Origin of the sequence: Citrobacter sp. RHB35-C21 (assembly GCF_013816515.1) — a bacterium.
In the GTDB taxonomy this organism is placed as follows: domain Bacteria; phylum Pseudomonadota; class Gammaproteobacteria; order Enterobacterales; family Enterobacteriaceae; genus Citrobacter; species Citrobacter braakii.
This window is the reverse complement of sequence record NZ_CP057147.1, coordinates 259,430-276,210: the sequence shown is the minus strand read 5'-3', so window position 1 is coordinate 276,210 and position 16,781 is coordinate 259,430. Positions and strand designations below refer to the sequence as shown.

The 16,781-nt window shown below is 49.0% G+C and carries 18 protein-coding genes; 7 read left to right on the top strand and 11 right to left on the bottom strand.

All coding sequences use genetic code 11. The annotated features are described in order from the left end of the window. Positions 1 to 2: 2 nt before the first annotated feature. From ugpE to livK, 9 genes are all read right to left on the bottom strand, one after another. The gene (gene ugpE / locus HVZ39_RS01305; protein WP_003023450.1) at positions 3 to 848 is read right to left on the bottom strand and encodes a sn-glycerol-3-phosphate ABC transporter permease UgpE; all 846 of its coding nucleotides are present in this window, start codon (positions 846 to 848) and stop codon (positions 3 to 5) included. Next, a complete protein-coding gene (gene ugpA / locus HVZ39_RS01300; RefSeq protein WP_016154830.1) occupies positions 845 to 1,732 on the bottom strand; it encodes a sn-glycerol-3-phosphate ABC transporter permease UgpA in 888 nt (295 codons plus the stop codon). The genes ugpE and ugpA overlap by 4 nt, the downstream gene beginning before the upstream one ends. A gap of 112 nt (positions 1,733 to 1,844) precedes the next feature. Next, positions 1,845 to 3,161 (bottom strand): sn-glycerol-3-phosphate ABC transporter substrate-binding protein UgpB, encoded by a 1,317-nt coding sequence (ugpB, locus tag HVZ39_RS01295; protein WP_181633141.1) that lies wholly within the window; start codon positions 3,159 to 3,161, stop codon positions 1,845 to 1,847. A gap of 248 nt (positions 3,162 to 3,409) precedes the next feature. Beyond that, a complete protein-coding gene (locus tag HVZ39_RS01290) occupies positions 3,410 to 3,691 on the bottom strand; it encodes a hypothetical protein (RefSeq protein WP_181633140.1) in 282 nt (93 codons plus the stop codon). Between the two features lie 101 nt (positions 3,692 to 3,792). Beyond that, complete coding sequence (gene livF, locus HVZ39_RS01285; protein WP_085951092.1) at positions 3,793 to 4,506, bottom strand: high-affinity branched-chain amino acid ABC transporter ATP-binding protein LivF; 714 nt, start codon at positions 4,504 to 4,506, stop codon at positions 3,793 to 3,795. 17 nt (positions 4,507 to 4,523) lie between these two features. Then, positions 4,524 to 5,291 (bottom strand): high-affinity branched-chain amino acid ABC transporter ATP-binding protein LivG, encoded by a 768-nt coding sequence (livG, locus tag HVZ39_RS01280; protein ID WP_003023438.1) that lies wholly within the window; start codon positions 5,289 to 5,291, stop codon positions 4,524 to 4,526. Continuing rightward, entirely contained in the window at positions 5,288 to 6,565 is a 1,278-nt protein-coding gene (gene livM / locus HVZ39_RS01275) for a branched chain amino acid ABC transporter permease LivM (protein WP_016154835.1), read from the bottom strand. Before livM ends, livG begins: the two co-directional genes overlap by 4 nt. After that, a complete protein-coding gene (livH, locus tag HVZ39_RS01270; protein ID WP_003023435.1) occupies positions 6,562 to 7,488 on the bottom strand; it encodes a high-affinity branched-chain amino acid ABC transporter permease LivH in 927 nt (308 codons plus the stop codon). Before livH ends, livM begins: the two co-directional genes overlap by 4 nt. A 61-nt stretch (positions 7,489 to 7,549) precedes the next feature. Then, positions 7,550 to 8,659, bottom strand: coding sequence for a high-affinity branched-chain amino acid ABC transporter substrate-binding protein LivK (livK, locus tag HVZ39_RS01265; RefSeq protein ID WP_169329701.1), 1,110 nt, complete (start codon positions 8,657 to 8,659; stop codon positions 7,550 to 7,552). 424 nt (positions 8,660 to 9,083) lie between these two features. Between livK and panM the strand changes: the two genes are divergently transcribed. Next, positions 9,084 to 9,467: an aspartate 1-decarboxylase autocleavage activator PanM gene (gene panM / locus HVZ39_RS01260; protein WP_181633675.1), complete on the top strand. Its 384-nt coding sequence runs from the start codon at positions 9,084 to 9,086 to the stop codon at positions 9,465 to 9,467. Positions 9,468 to 9,624: 157 nt separating this feature from the next. Here panM and livJ read toward each other — a convergent pair whose 3' ends face one another. Continuing rightward, positions 9,625 to 10,728: a branched chain amino acid ABC transporter substrate-binding protein LivJ gene (gene livJ / locus HVZ39_RS01255; RefSeq protein WP_101700395.1), complete on the bottom strand. Its 1,104-nt coding sequence runs from the start codon at positions 10,726 to 10,728 to the stop codon at positions 9,625 to 9,627. 529 nt (positions 10,729 to 11,257) lie between these two features. Here livJ and HVZ39_RS01250 point away from each other — a divergent pair. The 6 genes from HVZ39_RS01250 to dapA are packed head-to-tail and all read left to right on the top strand — an operon-like array spanning position 11,258 to position 15,572. Further along, positions 11,258 to 11,659: a PTS sugar transporter subunit IIA gene (locus HVZ39_RS01250; RefSeq protein ID WP_047501419.1), complete on the top strand. Its 402-nt coding sequence runs from the start codon at positions 11,258 to 11,260 to the stop codon at positions 11,657 to 11,659. A gap of 6 nt (positions 11,660 to 11,665) precedes the next feature. Next, positions 11,666 to 12,151, top strand: coding sequence for a PTS sugar transporter subunit IIB (locus tag HVZ39_RS01245; RefSeq protein WP_181633139.1), 486 nt, complete (start codon positions 11,666 to 11,668; stop codon positions 12,149 to 12,151). Positions 12,152 to 12,166: 15 nt separating this feature from the next. Next, entirely contained in the window at positions 12,167 to 12,913 is a 747-nt protein-coding gene (locus HVZ39_RS01240; RefSeq protein WP_101700397.1) for a PTS sugar transporter subunit IIC, read from the top strand. Next, positions 12,906 to 13,760, top strand: coding sequence for a PTS system mannose/fructose/sorbose family transporter subunit IID (locus tag HVZ39_RS01235; RefSeq protein ID WP_101700398.1), 855 nt, complete (start codon positions 12,906 to 12,908; stop codon positions 13,758 to 13,760). The genes HVZ39_RS01240 and HVZ39_RS01235 overlap by 8 nt, the downstream gene beginning before the upstream one ends. Position 13,761: 1 nt before the next feature. Then, a complete protein-coding gene (locus tag HVZ39_RS01230) occupies positions 13,762 to 14,682 on the top strand; it encodes a phosphoglycerate dehydrogenase (protein ID WP_181633138.1) in 921 nt (306 codons plus the stop codon). Next, positions 14,682 to 15,572, top strand: coding sequence for a 4-hydroxy-tetrahydrodipicolinate synthase (gene dapA / locus HVZ39_RS01225; RefSeq protein WP_101700400.1), 891 nt, complete (start codon positions 14,682 to 14,684; stop codon positions 15,570 to 15,572). Before HVZ39_RS01230 ends, dapA begins: the two co-directional genes overlap by 1 nt. 237 nt (positions 15,573 to 15,809) lie before the next feature. Here dapA and rpoH read toward each other — a convergent pair whose 3' ends face one another. After that, positions 15,810 to 16,664 carry an RNA polymerase sigma factor RpoH gene (gene rpoH / locus HVZ39_RS01220; RefSeq protein WP_003023425.1) on the bottom strand — a complete coding sequence of 285 codons (855 nt, stop codon included), beginning with the start codon at positions 16,662 to 16,664 and terminating at the stop codon, positions 15,810 to 15,812. Between the last annotated feature and the right edge of the window lie 117 nt (positions 16,665 to 16,781).

The following is a 16,781-nucleotide window of genomic DNA, read 5'->3' as shown; positions in this document are numbered from 1 at the left end:
TTTTATTTCTCACTATCGACCAGGCCACGTACGAAGGCACGCTGCATGGCTAACACGATGATTACCGGAGGGATGAGCGTCAGCAGCATGGCTGCCATTACCTGATTCCACTGCGTGGTGCCTTCACCAGTAGCAATCATGCCTTTGATACCTGCCACCGCAGTGCCCAAATTGACATCGGTAATAATTAACAACGGCCACAAATACTGGTTCCAGCCGTAGATAAAGGTGATCACAAACAGCGCCGCCAGATTGGTTTTTGACAGCGGTAGTACAATATCGCGGAAAAAACGCATCGGTGACGCGCCGTCAATACGCGCCGCCTCAACCAGTTCATCCGGCAGGGTCATAAAAAACTGCCGGAACAAGAACGTCGCAGTCGCCGATGCCATTAACGGCAGCGTCAGACCCGCATAGCTGTCGAGCATTTTCAGGTTGGCGATCACTTCCACCGTCGGGAAAATACGCACCTCGACCGGCAGCATCAGCGTGATAAAAATCATCCAGAAGAACAGGTTACGCAGTGGAAAGCGGAACCAGACGATGGCGAATGCGGAGAGCATAGAGACGGTGATTTTCCCTACTGTAATACTGAACGCCATAATGAAACTGTTGAGCATCATCAGCCAGAACGGCGCACTGTTAACGCCCACGCCGTTGACCCAGATGTATTTCATGTTTTCCAGCAGCTGTGTGCCGGGAACCAGCGTCATCGGCGTTTCAAAGACTGCTTTGTTATCCAGCGTCGCCGCGACAAACGCGACGTACAGCGGAAACAGGATCACCATGATCCCCATAATCAACATGGCATGGCTGAATATTGTCAGCCCACGACGATTCTCAATCATTGGTAACGCACCTTACTTTCCACATAGCGGAACTGCACCACCGTCAAAATAATGACCAGGAACATCAGCACTACCGATTGGGCGGCCGAGGCGGAGAGATCCAGCCCGACAAAGCCTTCGCGATAGATCTTATAAATCAACGTAGTGGTCGCCTGTACCGGCCCACCCGCCGTGGCGGCATCGATCACCGGGAAGGTATCAAAGAAGGCATAAACCAGATTCACCACCAGCAGAAAGAAGCTGACCGGTGCAATCAGCGGCAGCGCCAGCTTAAAGAAGCGGCGAACCGGTCCCGCACCATCAATCGCGGCGGCTTCAATCAGCGACCGCGGAATAGACTGTAGTGCGGCAAAGAAGAACAGGAAGTTGTAACTAATCTGCTTCCAGACCGACGCAAACACCACCAGAAACATCGCCTGACCGCTGTTTTGCGCATGGTTCCAGTCATAGCCAAACTCACCGAGAAAATGGGTAATCAGCCCGCGCCCTGGGTTAAACAGGAAGATCCACAATACGGCGGCGACGGCGGGCGCAACGGCGTAAGGCAACAGCATCAGCGTCTGGTAAAAACGGCTGCCGCGCACCACGTAATTTACCAGCGCCGCAAAAAATAACGACACCAGCAAACCGCTTACCGTGACTAACGTACTGAACTTAATGGTGGTCCAGAATGAATCAAGGTAGTACGGGTCATGAAACAGCGCGATAAAGTTTTCCAGTCCGACAAACTGGCTAGAAAGACCAAACGGATCAACGGATTGTAGTGAATACCACAGCGCTTCACCGGCGGGCCAGATAAAGAAAATAACGGTGATAACCAACTGCGGGGCCACCAGCAAATAGGGAAGCCAGCGCGAGCGGAACACCGGACGGGATGAAGACATGTAGGTTCTTTTCCTGGAAGGTGCCAGATTGCGGTGCACACACCGTATCCGGCCTACAAACTACACGCATTTGTAGGCCGGGTAAGTCGCAGCCGCCACCCGGCATTTCACATTACGATTTAGTCGATTGCTCAAAGCGGCGCAGTAACTGATTGCCACGCTCAACGGCAGCATCCAGCGCCTGCTGCGGGGTTTTCTTCCCGGTCCAGACGCTTTCCAGTTCTTCATCTACGATGGTGCGGATCTGCGGCATGTTGCCCAGACGCAGCCCTTTGGTGAACGGCAACGGTGGCTTGTTCAGCATCTGGCGGGTGGCGATATCAGCCCCAGGGTTCTTATCATAGAAGCCCTGCTCGCGGGTCAAGTCGTACGCGGCGGTGGTAATGGGCAGGTAGCCGGTCTTCTGGTGCCATTCGGCAGCAATTTCAGGCTTCGCCAGGAAGTTGAGGAACTGCGCCACGCCTTCGTAGGTTGCTTTGTCTTTACCCTGCATCACCCACAGGCTGGCTCCCCCGATAATCGCGTTCTGCGGCGCGCCCTTCACATCGGCATCGTACGGCATCATGCCGACGCCATAGTTGAATTTGGCGTAGTGGCGGATGTCAGCCAGAGAACCGGAAGAGGCGGTGGTAATGGCACAATCCCCGTTATAGAACTTCTCGGTAGACTCGTCTTTACGCCCGAAGTAGCTGAAATCCCCTTTTTTGTTCAACTCTTCCAGCAGGGCGATATGTTTCACCTGTTCCGGTTTATTGAATTCCAGCACCGCGTCAGTACCGTCAAAGCCGTTGTTTTTGGTAGCCACCGGCAGACCATTCCAGGCGCTGAAGTTTTCAATCTGAATCCATCCCTGCCAGCCGCTGGCGTAGCCGCACTTCATGCCTGCTGCTTTCAGCTTCGCGGTGTATTCCGCCAGATCCTGCCAGGTTTTTGGCGGCTGCTCAGGGTCTAAACCGGCTTTTTTGAAGGCATCTTTGTTGTAGTACAGCACCGGCGTGGAGCTGTTAAACGGCTGGGAGAGTAAGTGTCCGCTTTTAGAGTCGGTGTAATAACCGGAAACCGTCGGCACGAACTGAGACTCATCGAAGTTAATACCAGCCTCTTTGAATACTTCATAGACCGGTTTAATGGCTTTCGAGGCCATCATCGTTGCCGTGCCCACTTCATAAACCTGCAGTAGCGCAGGTGCGTTTCCGGTACGGAAAGCCGCAATACCTGCGCTCAGGCTCTGCTCGTAGTTGCCTTTGTACTGCGGAACAATTTTGTAGTCGGGATTGGCGGCATTAAAACGTTGCGCCAGTGAATCAACTTCTTTACCCAGTTCACCTTCCATTGAGTGCCAGAACGGGATAGTGGTGACGGCCAGAGCCTGACCTGCAAACGCCAGGCTAAGTGCCAGTCCTAAAGCTGTATGTCGGAACGATATCATCGGTTATCTCTCTTGTTGTGCCGGATGCGCGATATCACGCGTTTTATGCTCGCGGGGGTAACATGACATGCTCGAATGACAGAAAAATAACTTTTTTATTACAAAAAAAAGATAGTAAGGCGACAAACAGATGGCAAGGCGGTGAAAGCGTAGTGACAGGAAAATGCGGGGTGGTGCACAACAAAGCCGGGTAGCGCTATGTCTTACCCGGCCAGGATGACGTTATCTGTTGCAGCCAACAAGGAACATTAATCTTTACGCCAGCGTCGTTCATATTCATTCTGTAAACGCTGCTGTTCCCGCCGCTCACGTTCGCGCTGAATATCAGATTTCTCATCTTCCCAGCCCGGGCAGACAGAGGAGGTGAACACTTCACAGGGCGAGCTGGACTGCGCCAACGAGTTGTCCGGTTTCTCTTCCCAGATTGAAGGGTCGCGCGGGTCGAACGCTGGCGGTGTTAAGGCCAGGACATTTGATGAAAGCGTCAAAAACAAACCGCCAATCATCATGCAGATACCGGAACGTATCATCCTTTCTCCATGTTCACTTTTATTATTGATAACTATTCTCAATAATAACATAGAGCAATAAAAAGGGGCCATATCAGGCCCCCTTGTCCATTCAGAGAATGTTAACCGCCCAGATACGCGCTGCGCACTGCTTCGTTAGCCAGTAACGCATCACCGGTGTCTTCCAGCACCACATGACCATTTTCCAGCACGTAGCCGCGATCGGCGAGCTTCAGCGCCTGGTTAGCGTTCTGTTCGACGAGGAAGATTGTCATCCCCTGCTCGCGCAGTTGTTCGATGGTGTTGAAGATCTGCTGGATGATAATCGGCGCCAGACCCAGCGACGGCTCATCAAGCAGCAGCAGCCGCGGCTGACTCATCAGCGCACGGCCTATCGCCAGCATCTGCTGTTCACCGCCGGACATCGTGCCCGCACGCTGAATTCGACGTTCATGCAGGCGGGGAAACAGGTCATACACCCACTTGATGCGTTCCTGAAACTGGTCCTTTTCGGCAAAGAAGCCGCCCATCGCCAGGTTCTCTTCCACCGTCATGCGGGAAAACACGCGACGCCCTTCCGGAACAATCGCTACCGCTTCGCGCATGATTTTCGCCGTCTGCCAGTCGGTAATGTCTTTACCATCAAAGACAATTCGCCCACTTGTCGCTCGCGGATCGCCGCACAGCGTACCAAGCAGCGTGGTTTTTCCCGCGCCGTTGGCGCCGATAAGCGTCACGATTTCACCCTGATTGATATACAAGCTGACGTCGTGCAGCGCCTGTATCTTGCCGTAGTGGGCGCTGACTTTGTCAAAGGACAACATGACTTTTTCCATATTATGCGTCACCACCATTATGCTTCACCTAAATAGGCGCGGATCACATCCGGGTTGTTACGAATCTGTTCCGGCGTCCCGTTCGCCAGCGGCGTGCCCTGATTCACCACGTAAATACGGTCGGAAATACCCATCACCAGCTTCATGTCGTGCTCAATCAACAAAATGGTGGTGTTGTGATGGTTACGCAGTTCAGCAATCAGCTCGTCCAGCTCTTTGGTCTCTTTCGGGTTGAGGCCTGCGGCGGGTTCGTCGAGCATCAGGATTTCCGGCTGGGTCACCATGCAACGTGCAATCTCCAGACGGCGCTGGTCGCCGTAGGCCAGGTTACTGGCCTGACGGTTGGCGTGCTCCAGCAAACCAATACGCTCCAGCCAGGTGGCGGCGCGATCCAACGCTTCACTCTGCGCGCGACGGAACGACGGGGTTTTCAACAGGCCGGAGAAGACGCCGGTTTTCAGCTGCTGATGTTGCGCCACCAGCAGGTTTTCAATCACCGTCATCTCGCGAAACAGACGCACGTGCTGGAAAGTACGCACCACACCCATCCGCGCAATTTGCTGACCCGGCAGCCCTTCCAGATGCTGGTCGCGCAGCTTAATCGTCCCACCCGTCGGCTTATAAAAACCGGTCAGGCAGTTAAAGACCGTGGTTTTTCCCGCGCCGTTTGGCCCGATTAACGAGACGATCTCCTGTGGTCTCAGCTCCAGTTCAACGTTGTTTACCGCCAGCAGACCGCCGAAGCGCATCATCAGGCCGTTGACGGATAATAATGGCTGACTCATGCCTGCTCTCCTTTTGCTTCCCCGTTTTTCAGCTTCAACTGCGGACGGGTCATCGGCAACAAGCCCTGCGGACGCCAGATCATCATCAGTACCATTAAACCACCCAGCATTAACATGCTGTATTCATTGAAATCACGCATCAGCTCGCGTGACACCACCAGCAGGATGGCCGCGAGGATCACTGCGAACTGTGAGCCCATTCCGCCCAGTACCACAATCGCCAGCACAAAGGCCGACTCGGCAAAGGTGAAGGATTCCGGGCTGACAAAACCCTGACGCGCGGCAAACAACGTACCGGCAAAACCGGCAAACGCGGCGCTGATGGTAAAAGCGGTCAGCTTGATGCGCGTAGGGTTTAAGCCCAACGAGCGACAGGCTATTTCATCTTCGCGCAGCGCTTCCCACGCACGACCCAACGGCATACGCAGCAGACGGTTGATGACAAACAGCGAGAAGACCACCAGCAGCAGCGCCACCAGATAAAGGAAAATAACGCGGTCAGAGGGATCGTACTTCACGTTAAAGAAGTTGCTGAAGGTATCCCAGCCACCTTCACGGGCAGTACGGCTGAACTCCAGACCGAAAAAGGTCGGTTTCGGGATCTGGCTGATACCGTTCGGACCACCGGTCACTTCGGTGTTGTTGAGCAGCAGGATACGGACGATTTCGCCGAAGCCTAAAGTCACAATCGCCAGATAGTCACCGCGCAGGCGCAATACCGGGAAGCCGAGCATAAAGCCCGCAGCAGCGGAAACCAGCCCCGCCAGCGGCAGACAGGTCCAGAAGCCGAGTCCGTAATAGTGGTTCAGCAGCGCGAAGGTGTAAGCACCGATGGCATAGAAGCCGCCGTAACCCAGCACCAGCAGACCGGAAAGCCCTACCACCACGTTTAAGCCGAGGCCGAGGATGATATAAATCATCGTCAGCGTGGCAATATCAACCGTACCGCGCGACACCATAAACGGCCACGCCACGGCAATCACCAGCAGCGCGACCAGGAACAGCTTCTGTTTAACGGTGGAGCCATCAATCGCCGGCAGAATAAACTTCGGTCCGGAGACGCTCTTCAAGCCCTTCTGGAAAGCTGGACGCAACAGTTGGAAGAGAAAGACCACGCCAGTGCCGATAAACACCCACTGCCAGCGGATATCCGCGGCGGTATCCACCACCAGTTTGGTGCCGTCAAGCTCCAACTGGACGCCCATAAAGACGCCCGCCAGGATGAAGAACATAGCGGCAGAGAGCAGCGCCATTGCAAAATGCATCGGTTTCATACTTTCTCTACCTCCGGGCGACCCAGAATACCGGTCGGCATCACCAGCAGCACCAGAATCAGCAGCGCGAATGAAACCACGTCTTTGTATTCGGTACTCAGATAAGCAGAGGAGAGCGCTTCCGCGACACCCAGAATCAGGCCGCCGATCATCGCCCCAGGAATGCTGCCGATGCCGCCCAGTACCGCCGCAGTAAAGGCTTTCATCCCGGCCATAAAGCCGATATAGGGGTTAATTACGCCGTAGAACTGGCCGAGCAGTACGCCCGCTACCGCCGCCATTGCCGCGCCAATCACAAAGGTCAGCGCAATCACACGATCGGTATTTATGCCGAGCAGGCTGGCCATTTTCAGGTCTTCCGCGCAGGCACGGCAGGCACGGCCCATACGGGAGTAACGGATAAACAGCGTCAGCGCCAGCATCGCCAGGAAGGTTACAATCCAGATAACCAACTGCATAGTGGTGATGGAAGCAGAGAAGTTTTCGCTACTGCCGACGGTCCACTGGCCGTTAAACAGGCTGGGCAGCGCCACATCGCGCGAACCTTCCGTCAGGCTGACGTAGTTTTGCAGGAAGATGGACATCCCGATAGCGGAAATCAGCGCGATCAGGCGCTTAGAGCTGCGCACGGGCCGATACGCTACGCGTTCAATGCTCCAGCCGTAGGCGCTGGCAATCACAATCGCGCCGACAAAGCCCGCCGCGACCAGTAGCCAGCTGGAATCAATACCCATCATCATTAGCGCAGCGATGATCATAAAGGAGACATAGCTGCCGATCATATACACCTCGCCGTGGGCGAAGTTGATCATGCCGATAATGCCGTACACCATCGTGTAACCGATAGCGATCAGCGCGTAGGTGCTTCCCAGCGTGACGCCGTTAAACATCTGCTGCAAGAAATAGAGGAACTGCTCGGACATAAGGTAACCTTTCTTAACCCGCCCGTTTTGCACGGGCGGTGGGATAACTCGTCTTCAGCTATTACTTCGCGACGGTCGATGATCCGTCCGCGTGCCACTGGAAGACACCAAACTCAAATCCCTTCAAATCGCCTTTTTCGTCCCATTTCAGCGGCCCAATCACGGTGTCAGCCCCGTGTGCTTTCAGATCTTTCACCAGGCCCAACGGCTCTTTGCTACCGCTGCGATCCATTGCTGTCGCCAGTGACTGGACGGCTGCATAAGTGATCCACACGTACGGTCCGGTTGGATCTTTCTTGTCAGCTTTGAGCGCATCGACGATAGCTTTATTCGCCGGATCCTGGTCATAGCGTTTTGGCATGGTCACCAGCATGCCTTCCGCGGCATCACCGGCAATGTTAGACAGCGACGCATTGCCCACGCCCTCAGGCCCCATAAACTGGGTATTCAGCCCGACGGAGCGTGCCTGGCGCAGCATTTGTCCCATTTCCGGGTAGTAGCCGCCGTAATAAACAAAATCGATATTTTCTTTTTTCAGGCGGGCGATCAGCGCAGAAAAATCTTTTTCCCCGGCAGTGATCCCGTCAAAGAAGACGATATTGGCTTTGCCCGCTTTCAGGCTCTCCTGCACTGAACGCGCCAGGCCTTCACCGTATTGCTGTTTATCGTGAATGATGGCGATGCGTTGCGGCTTCACCTTCTCCAGAATGTATTTCGCGGCGGTCGGCCCCTGAGAGGAGTCCAGGCCCGCTGTACGCATAATGTGTGCGTAACCGCGCTGGGTCAGTTCCGGGTTGGTCGCGCCCGGGGAAATCATCAGGATGCCTTCGTCTTCATAGATATCTGATGCGGGCTGCGTGGAAGATGAGCACAGATGACCAATAACGTACTGAATGCCGTCATTGACGATTTTGTTCGCTACCGCAACGGCCTGTTTCGGATCGCAGGCGTCGTCATATTCGACGGCAACCAGTTTGTCGCCTTTGACCCCGCCTTTGGCATTGATATCTTTAATGGCCTGACGTGCGCCATTAAATTCCATATCACCCCACTGCGCGACAGGACCTGACATCGCCCCGACAACAGCGACCTTGATATCCTCCGCCATGACCGCGTGTGACATTGCCAGTGCTATCACCCCTGCGATGATTGTTTTCGCATTCCGTTTCATTTTCCTGAATCCCCATTCGTGATGATGTATATATTTTGTATTTATGTGGTTAAAAAGCAGACTGTGCTTTTTTTGAACTGTACTATTTTTACCAGTCTCGTTAATGGTTTAGCGCAGTTTTTTAAGCAAATTACGGCTAAAATCTCTATTTTTCAGTCGATTAAGAAAAGATAATATTCTGCTTTTCACTATAGATAAACAAAAAAAAGTGCATTTGTCAGCATAAAATAACGGCACAAAGAGCGGAATAAAATGCTGCATTCCAGGGTATTATCCTGCCTGTTTTTCAATCTCTACTGTTTCAATCTGTCATTGTCGTTGTTACAAAACTATTAACCTGGTTAATCGCATTAAAAAGAGAAAGCATCCGGGCGAATTATTTCGGTACACTGATTCCATCTTTTGTGATTTGGACATGCTGTTAATGAAGCTGACCATCGTTCGTTTAGATAACTTTAGCGACCAGGAGCTGATTGATCTGGGCAAAATCTGGCCGGAATATTCCGCCTCATCATTAAGCGTAGATGAAACGCACCGGATCTACGCCGCACGCTTTAACGAGCGTCTGTTAGGTGCCGTGCGGGTAACCCTGAGCGGCACACAAGGCGCACTGGATTCATTGCGCGTGCGCGATATCACTCGCCGTCGCGGCGTCGGGCAGTATTTGATCGAAGAAGTGATCCGGGAAAACCCTGACGTGAGTTCGTGGTGGATGGCCGACGTCGGCGTTGAAGACCGCAGCGTGATGGCCGCATTTATGCAGGTGTTAGGGTTTACGGCCCAGGAAAATGGCTGGGAGAAACGGTAGAAAACCGCCCCCAACCAATTGTATTACGAGTATTTTCCCAAGAATTTTGTGTTGCAGGCAGGCGGCAAGTTATAAAATCCCCGGAGCTTACATAAGTAAGTGACCGGGGTTGAATAACGCAGCCAACACACCTGCGGCACGAAAGGCGCCGGGAAAATCACTTGGCGTCTGTCGCCGTCCCGTTTGCATGCCAGTCAAACACACCGAATTCGAAGCCTTTCAGGTCGCCCTTCGCATCCCATGACAGCGGCCCCATCACGGTTTCCACCGAGTTTGCTTTCAGATACTTGGCAATTTCAGCGGGATCGTCAGACTGGTTCAGACCGGCCTGCAAAGATTGCAGCGCGGCGTAGGTGGTCCATACGAATGCGCCGCTCGGATCCTGTTTCTTGGCTTTGATAGCATCTACGATGGGTTTGTTCGCCGGAACCTGGTCGTAGTTCTTCGGTTTCGTTACCAGTAAGCCTTCTGCAGATTCACCGGCGATGTTAGACAGCGACACGTTCGCTACACCTTCTGGCCCCATAAACTGGGTTTTCAGACCCGCGGCGCGTGCCTGGCGCAGGATTTGCCCCATTTCCGGGTGGTAACCGCCGTAGTAAACGAAATCGATATTCTCTTTCTTCAAACGCGCTACCAGCGTAGAAAAATCTTTTTCCCCGGCGGTGATCCCGTCAAAGAACACCACGTTGGCGTTACCCTTTTTCAGGCCATCCTGCACCGCGCGGGCCAGACCTTCACCGTACTGCTGCTTATCATGAATAATCGCGATGCGCTGCGGCTTCACTTTTTCAACGATATATTTGGCGGCCGTTGGGCCCTGATCGGAATCCAGACCCGTGGTACGCATTACCAGGCTATAGCCGCGCGCGGTCAGCTCCGGCGCCGTTGCCGCTGGGGTGATCATCAGAATGCCTTCGTCTTCATAGATGTCTGACGCAGGCTGAGTGGAAGAAGAGCACAGGTGACCGATTACGTATTTAATCCCGTCGTTGACCACTTTGTTCGCAACCGCTACCGCTTGTTTCGGGTCACAGGCATCGTCATATTTCACCATGACCAGTTTGTCACCTTTCACGCCGCCCTTGGCGTTGATATCCGCAATTGCCTGCTCTGCGCCGGTAAATTCCTGATCGCCATACTGCGCTACCGGGCCAGACATCGCCCCCACAACAGCAATTTTAATATCTTCTGCTAATGCCATGTTGCTGAATGCGAGTGCAATACATCCTGCCAGTAACGCTTTACCCTTCATTTTCATCCTGAGGTTCCTCATTGTTATGGTTGTTGCATTTGTTGTGATGTTGTTATTTAGCACATTATTCTGATATTGGCGTCACACCAAGTATAAGACATTGATATTTAGGCATGCTGACCGTGCATTTTCAGCATACTCTGCTAAAACATACCCCATTTTTATGGATTTGAAACGTGAATTTTTGCGATGACATAACATATAGGTGACAAAACTATAAATATCAATTTCATCTCCATAATATGACCTTATATCATCGATATAAAATATAATATTAATTAAGATGCATTGTTGAATATATATAAATAACAATATTAATTACAAAAACCAAATATTATATTATTTTGTTATGCGTTATATGCATCCGCTAGAAATAGCCATATTAGTCAATACATTCAATATGTGATCTTGGTAACGTTTAAAAATCCATAAAACAATATATATTCAAAGAACAGAAACCACTCTCAAGAATGGAATCTGTTACATACAAAATATAAATCAAACATATGGATTATATATATAAGGAAGATAACCATTGAATCTCTATGATATCATCATATTAACACATGGTGACGCAGGTAAAGAGTTATTAAACAGTAGTGAAATGATTGTTGGCAAAACGAAAAATACAACGGCTATTTCTCTGATCATCGGGATGTCACCAGAAACGTTAATGGAGCAAACAAGGAAAATACTCAGACCTAATATTAAAACCGTTATTCTTACCGATATATATGGTGGAACACCATCAAATGTAGCGACGGTTCTCTCCAGAGAATACCCTATTCATTGTATTAGCGGCGTAAACCTTGCCATGCTGCTTGAAGCGAATATGTTACAAGACTCCGATAAAGAAATCACCATCGAAGAATATGTTCAATGTATTCATGATGCCGGTAAAGATATGGTTCAAAGTTATCAATTTAATAAAGGATAATAGAGTATGAGTATAGTACATGCCCGCATTGATTATCGCCTAATTCATGGACAGGTTATCACCAAATGGCTGAAAAGGAGCAACGCCGATAAAATAATAGTTATTGATGACGAATTATATAATGATCCTTTTTTAGCCGAAGTTTATAAAATGGCGGCCCCCAGCGGCATCGAAGTAATCATGACATCCATTGAGGAAACGACAACCCGCTGGAATGCGAAAAATTTTTATACTGGCAAACTTTTAATCCTTTTCAAATCTATTGATTCAGCATTAAAGACTATTCAGGGCGGATTAGAACTTGAAGAGTTGCAAGTAGGCGGCATAGAAAACATCCCTGGTAGAAAAATCGTCTTTAATCAGATATCAATAAATAAAGAAGATGCAGAAAAACTACAAGTCATAGAAGACAGGAATATTAAAGTTTATTTCCAGACTATCCCAGAAGAAGAACCAGCCAGTCTGCAAAAAATAAAGAATAAGTTACCTTAAAAAGGAGAGGAACTTATGGGCGTTTCTACAGCAATATTGATTGGTTTAGTTTATTGGATATCACAAGCGAAGGTATGGTATGGCTTTTCAATCATGCGCATGCCGTTATCTATTGCCCCCATTATGGGAATTATCTTTGATGATATGCCGACTGCATTATCAGTCGGTGCGACATTACAGATGATCTATATAGGTAGTATTGCTCCTGGTGGGAACCCGCCAGCAGATGAGGGATTGGCCTCCTGCATCGCTATACCTATTGCTCTTACTGCGGGGATAAAACCTGAAATAGCTATTTCGTTGGCAATCCCAATAGGTTTATTAGGGGTTGTTCTCGAAAACGTTCGTAAAACGGTTAATACCACATTTGTTCATATGGCCGATCGCTATGCCGAAAAAGCAGATATCAAAGGGATTCAGCGGGTAGCAACTATCTATCCTATTCTGTTGGCCTTCCCTATGCGCTTCGTTCCTGTTTTCGTTGCCTGTTTGTATGGCCCAGATGCTATTGCCTCATTTGTCAAACTGTTACCCTCCTGGACCACCAACGGCTTAGCTATCGCTGGTAATATTCTTCCAGCATTAGGTTTTGCTATCACTATCATTGTGATCGGGAAAAAACAATACATCCCGTTATTCATCATTGGTTTCTTCTTGGTCACATATTCAGGGCTAAACACCATAGGGATATCCATTTTTGGTTTATGTGCTGTTCTCTTATACATGCAATCAAAAACTGCGAAAGGAACACAAAATGGCTAATAATATCGACTTAAAGGAAGCCGAAAGCTCACCAATTACGAATAGAGATGTGCAGATTGTCTGGTTAAAATGGCATGCTTTCTCGGAAACATCATTAAATTTTGAACGGTTACAGGCTCTAGCCTTTTGTAATTCAATGACAGGGATTTTAGCTAAGCTATACCCAAATGAGAGGGATCTTTCAAAAGCGTTACAGCGCCATTTGACGATGTTTAACACACAAGCTAACTGGGGCTCAGTGGTAAACGGCATCACTATCGCACTAGAAGAAAAAGCATCCCAGGAACCTGAAGAACAGCGAACAGCCACAACCCAATTAGTGACCAGTTTAAAAACGGGGCTAATGGGTCCAGTCTCAGGTATCGGGGATACGTTAGATTTTGGCACATTGCGACCTATTGTTATTGGGGTATGTATTCCTTTTGTATTGCAAGGGTACGTATTAGCCGCATTACTGCCATTGATCTATCAAGTTGTCTATATGTTCTTCGCTAGCCGATTTGCACTTAATATTGGCTATAAAAAGGGGAAAGAGTCAATTTTAGAGATACTCCACTCTGGCAGTATCCATAAAATTATTGAAGGCGCAGGTATGTTCGGCCTGTTGATGATGGGGGCGCTTTCTGCCACTTATGTAAAGATTAAGACACCACTACATATTACTACTGGTGGGGGGAATACTATTGTCCTGCAGGACATGTTAGACAAAATTGTGCCTAACTTACTCCCCCTGGTTGCGGTTCTCGGTATTTATATATACATCCAGAAGTGTGGACCGCATTTCCTACGAATACTGGTAGCAATCCTCTCTTTAAGTCTTATTTTTTCATTCTTCGGTTTATTGTAATATGAAAAAAATACTTATAACGCCAAGGCCCTTTCTTAGTAAGGGGCAAAAATATCTGGATGAATTACAGGCAGCAGGTTATATCGTCGAATGTAATACGAGCGGCAGACGTTTTAGTAAAGAAGAGTTGATGGTAAAAATTAAAGATGCCGATGCTATTATTACAGGCAACGACCCTTTAGATCAAGACGTTATAGATTGTGCGAAAAAACTAAAAGTAATCTCAAAATATGGTGTTGGTTTAGATAATATTAACGTTGAGTATGCGAACAGCAGAAATATTGTGGTGCATAAAGCACTCAACGCCAATTCTGTATCGGTAGCAGAAATGGCTATTCTAATGATGCTATCCAGTGCCAGAAAGTATGTTGAAATCGAACAACAGGCTAAATGCAGTAATGATGTAAGATTGGTGGGTACTGAGTTACATAAAAAGACATTAGGGCTGATTGGCCTTGGTGCTATTGGCAAACATGTAGCCCAAATCGCTAACGCTATGGGTATGGAGATCATTGCATACGACCCTTATATCAATCAGAGTCAGGTTTTTCCGTATATAAACTTTAAAGAGTTAGATGAGGTATATCAGCTCAGTGATGTTATCTCGCTTCATTTGCCTTTATTAGATAGCACCAGGCACATGATTGATCAGCACGCATTCGAAAAAATGAAACCTTCCGCAATATTAATAAATACTGCACGAGGCGGTTTGATTGATGAAGATAGTTTATACAATGCTTTAATTACTCATAAAATTTCTTTTGCTAGTGAAGATATTGAACTTAAAGAACGAAAAGAAGAAACAAAACAACTCATGAATTACTCGATCACGCCACATGCGGCTTCGTTTACTCAGGAAGCAGATCTTAACACAATTCAAATCTCGATTAAAAATGTTACCAACGAACTGGAGAAAAGATAATGAAAGAACTTAAGGGAATTATTACTGCGATGGTGACACCATTTGATGAAACGGAAAAAATGGATATCCCGGCAGCAAGAAAGATGGCTCGCTGGTTAGTCAACAATGGTGTTCATGGATTATTTATTTGTGGCACCAACGGTGAATTTCATCTGTTATCAGATGATGAAAAAGTAGAACTCACCAAAGCAGTCGTTGATGAAGTGGGTGATGACGTAACTATTTGCGCCGGTGCCGGTTGCTGTAGCACACAGCAAACTATTGCTCTGACTCAACGACTCGTTGATGCTGGCGCAGATTACATTTCAGTTGTAACCCCCTACTATCTGGTGCCTAATCAGGAAGATTTATATAAACATTACTATGATATTGCGGCCAGCACAGCAGCACCTATTATTCTATACAATCTCCCAGGGCAAACGGGCCTAAGTATTGAATACGAAACAGCGAATCGCCTGGCTGATATCGATAATATCGTGGCAATCAAAGATAGCAGTGGCAAATTTGAAGTACAAAAACAGTACCTTGAGATTTCAAAACACAAAAATTTTAAAGTATTGAACGGTTCAGATTCGCTGATGCTTGATGCATTTAAAGAAGGTTCAGTAGCCAGCGTCGCAGCCACATCAAATGTTTTACCGAAGATTGAAGTAGATTTGTATAACTACTTTATCGCGGGGCAGTTGGATCAAGCACAGGAAGAGCGTAATAAGATCGATGCGCTGCGTATGAACATTAAGAAAATGACCGCACCTGCAGTAATGAAAGAGGCTCTTAACTTAATGGGGATCACCGCAGGCATTACCAGAAGACCAATACATATGCCGAATGAAATCATCACTCAGGATATCAAAGAGATGCTGGCAGCCTATAATCTCCTGCCACAATAAGTTTTACCGACAGTATTCGTCTGCATTAAGGTGACATGTTTGCCCAGAAACCGGGCAAACATGTCACCTTGTCAAGCGCAGGGGCATCAATCACTTCGCCCCCCCTCCACAACACCAGAGAGGCAAAAGCAAACCTGGCAGAGGAAAGCGTGATAGCAGTTTGAAGTATCAATGAGACATAAAAAACCCCCGAATGGGCATCCAGGGGTTATAGGGGCAATGCGTTAAACGGCGTGATTACGCTTCGATCGCCGCACGCAGTTTTTTCATGGCGTTCTTTTCAAGCTGACGAACACGTTCAGCAGAGACGCCGTAGCGATCGGCCAGTTCTTGCAACGTCGACTTGTTGTCTTCGTCCAGCCAACGGGCGCGAATGATGTCCTGGCTACGCTCGTCCAGACCCTCCATTGCATGGGTCAGTTTGTTCGCGGCCTGATCTTCCCAGTTATCTTCTTCAATGCCGTCGGCAAAGTTAGATGATTTATCCTGCAGATACAGAACCGGTGCCATCGGCTGGCTGTCAGACTCGTCGTCTGAAGACATGTCAAACGTCATGTCCTGCGCCGCCATACGGGATTCCATTTCGCGCACGTCTTTGCTGGAAACACCCAGCTCACGAGCAACCATTTCAACTTCGTCCTGATTGAACCAGCCCAGACGCTGCTTGGTTTTACGCAGGTTAAAGAACAGCTTACGCTGCGCTTTGGTGGTCGCGACTTTTACGATACGCCAGTTACGCAGAACGTATTCGTGGATCTCAGCTTTGATCCAGTGCACGGCGAAAGAAACCAGGCGCACACCCACTTCCGGGTTGAAACGGCGCACGGCTTTCATCAGGCCGATATTACCTTCCTGAATCAGATCCGCCTGCGGCAGGCCATAGCCCGCATAATTACGAGCAACATGAACAACAAAGCGCAGGTGAGACAGGATCAGCGTTTTAGCTGCTTCCAGATCGCCCTGGTAATGCAGCTTTTCAGCAAGTGCCCGCTCCTCGTCAGCCGACAACATCGGCCACGCGTTCGCAGCCCGGATGTAAGATTCCAGGTTACCAACAGGGGCTAAAGCTAAATTTTGCATTTCTTTGGTCATTCAAATCCTCTCAATCTTTTCATCTGACGCGTTGGCTAAAACCAATAGCAACAACCATGCCAGAGCTTATGAGCAACGAGAATATCATTCAATCTTTTATCAGACAGTGATTTTATC

Coding starts and splice junctions, on each gene's coding strand:
- ugpE (WP_003023450.1), bottom strand. CDS start 848: ATGATTGAGAATCGTCGTGGGCTGACAATATTCAGCCATGCCATGTTG.
- ugpA (WP_016154830.1), bottom strand. CDS start 1,732: ATGTCTTCATCCCGTCCGGTGTTCCGCTCGCGCTGGCTTCCCTATTTG.
- ugpB (WP_181633141.1), bottom strand. CDS start 3,161: ATGATATCGTTCCGACATACAGCTTTAGGACTGGCACTTAGCCTGGCG.
- HVZ39_RS01290 (WP_181633140.1), bottom strand. CDS start 3,691: ATGATACGTTCCGGTATCTGCATGATGATTGGCGGTTTGTTTTTGACG.
- livF (WP_085951092.1), bottom strand. CDS start 4,506: ATGGAAAAAGTCATGTTGTCCTTTGACAAAGTCAGCGCCCACTACGGC.
- livG (WP_003023438.1), bottom strand. CDS start 5,291: ATGAGTCAGCCATTATTATCCGTCAACGGCCTGATGATGCGCTTCGGC.
- livM (WP_016154835.1), bottom strand. CDS start 6,565: ATGAAACCGATGCATTTTGCAATGGCGCTGCTCTCTGCCGCTATGTTC.
- livH (WP_003023435.1), bottom strand. CDS start 7,488: ATGTCCGAGCAGTTCCTCTATTTCTTGCAGCAGATGTTTAACGGCGTC.
- livK (WP_169329701.1), bottom strand. CDS start 8,659: ATGAAACGGAATGCGAAAACAATCATCGCAGGGGTGATAGCACTGGCA.
- panM (WP_181633675.1), top strand. CDS start 9,084: ATGAAGCTGACCATCGTTCGTTTAGATAACTTTAGCGACCAGGAGCTG.
- livJ (WP_101700395.1), bottom strand. CDS start 10,728: ATGAAAATGAAGGGTAAAGCGTTACTGGCAGGATGTATTGCACTCGCA.
- HVZ39_RS01245 (WP_181633139.1), top strand. CDS start 11,666: ATGAGTATAGTACATGCCCGCATTGATTATCGCCTAATTCATGGACAG.
- HVZ39_RS01240 (WP_101700397.1), top strand. CDS start 12,167: ATGGGCGTTTCTACAGCAATATTGATTGGTTTAGTTTATTGGATATCA.
- HVZ39_RS01235 (WP_101700398.1), top strand. CDS start 12,906: ATGGCTAATAATATCGACTTAAAGGAAGCCGAAAGCTCACCAATTACG.
- HVZ39_RS01230 (WP_181633138.1), top strand. CDS start 13,762: ATGAAAAAAATACTTATAACGCCAAGGCCCTTTCTTAGTAAGGGGCAA.
- dapA (WP_101700400.1), top strand. CDS start 14,682: ATGAAAGAACTTAAGGGAATTATTACTGCGATGGTGACACCATTTGAT.
- rpoH (WP_003023425.1), bottom strand. CDS start 16,664: ATGACCAAAGAAATGCAAAATTTAGCTTTAGCCCCTGTTGGTAACCTG.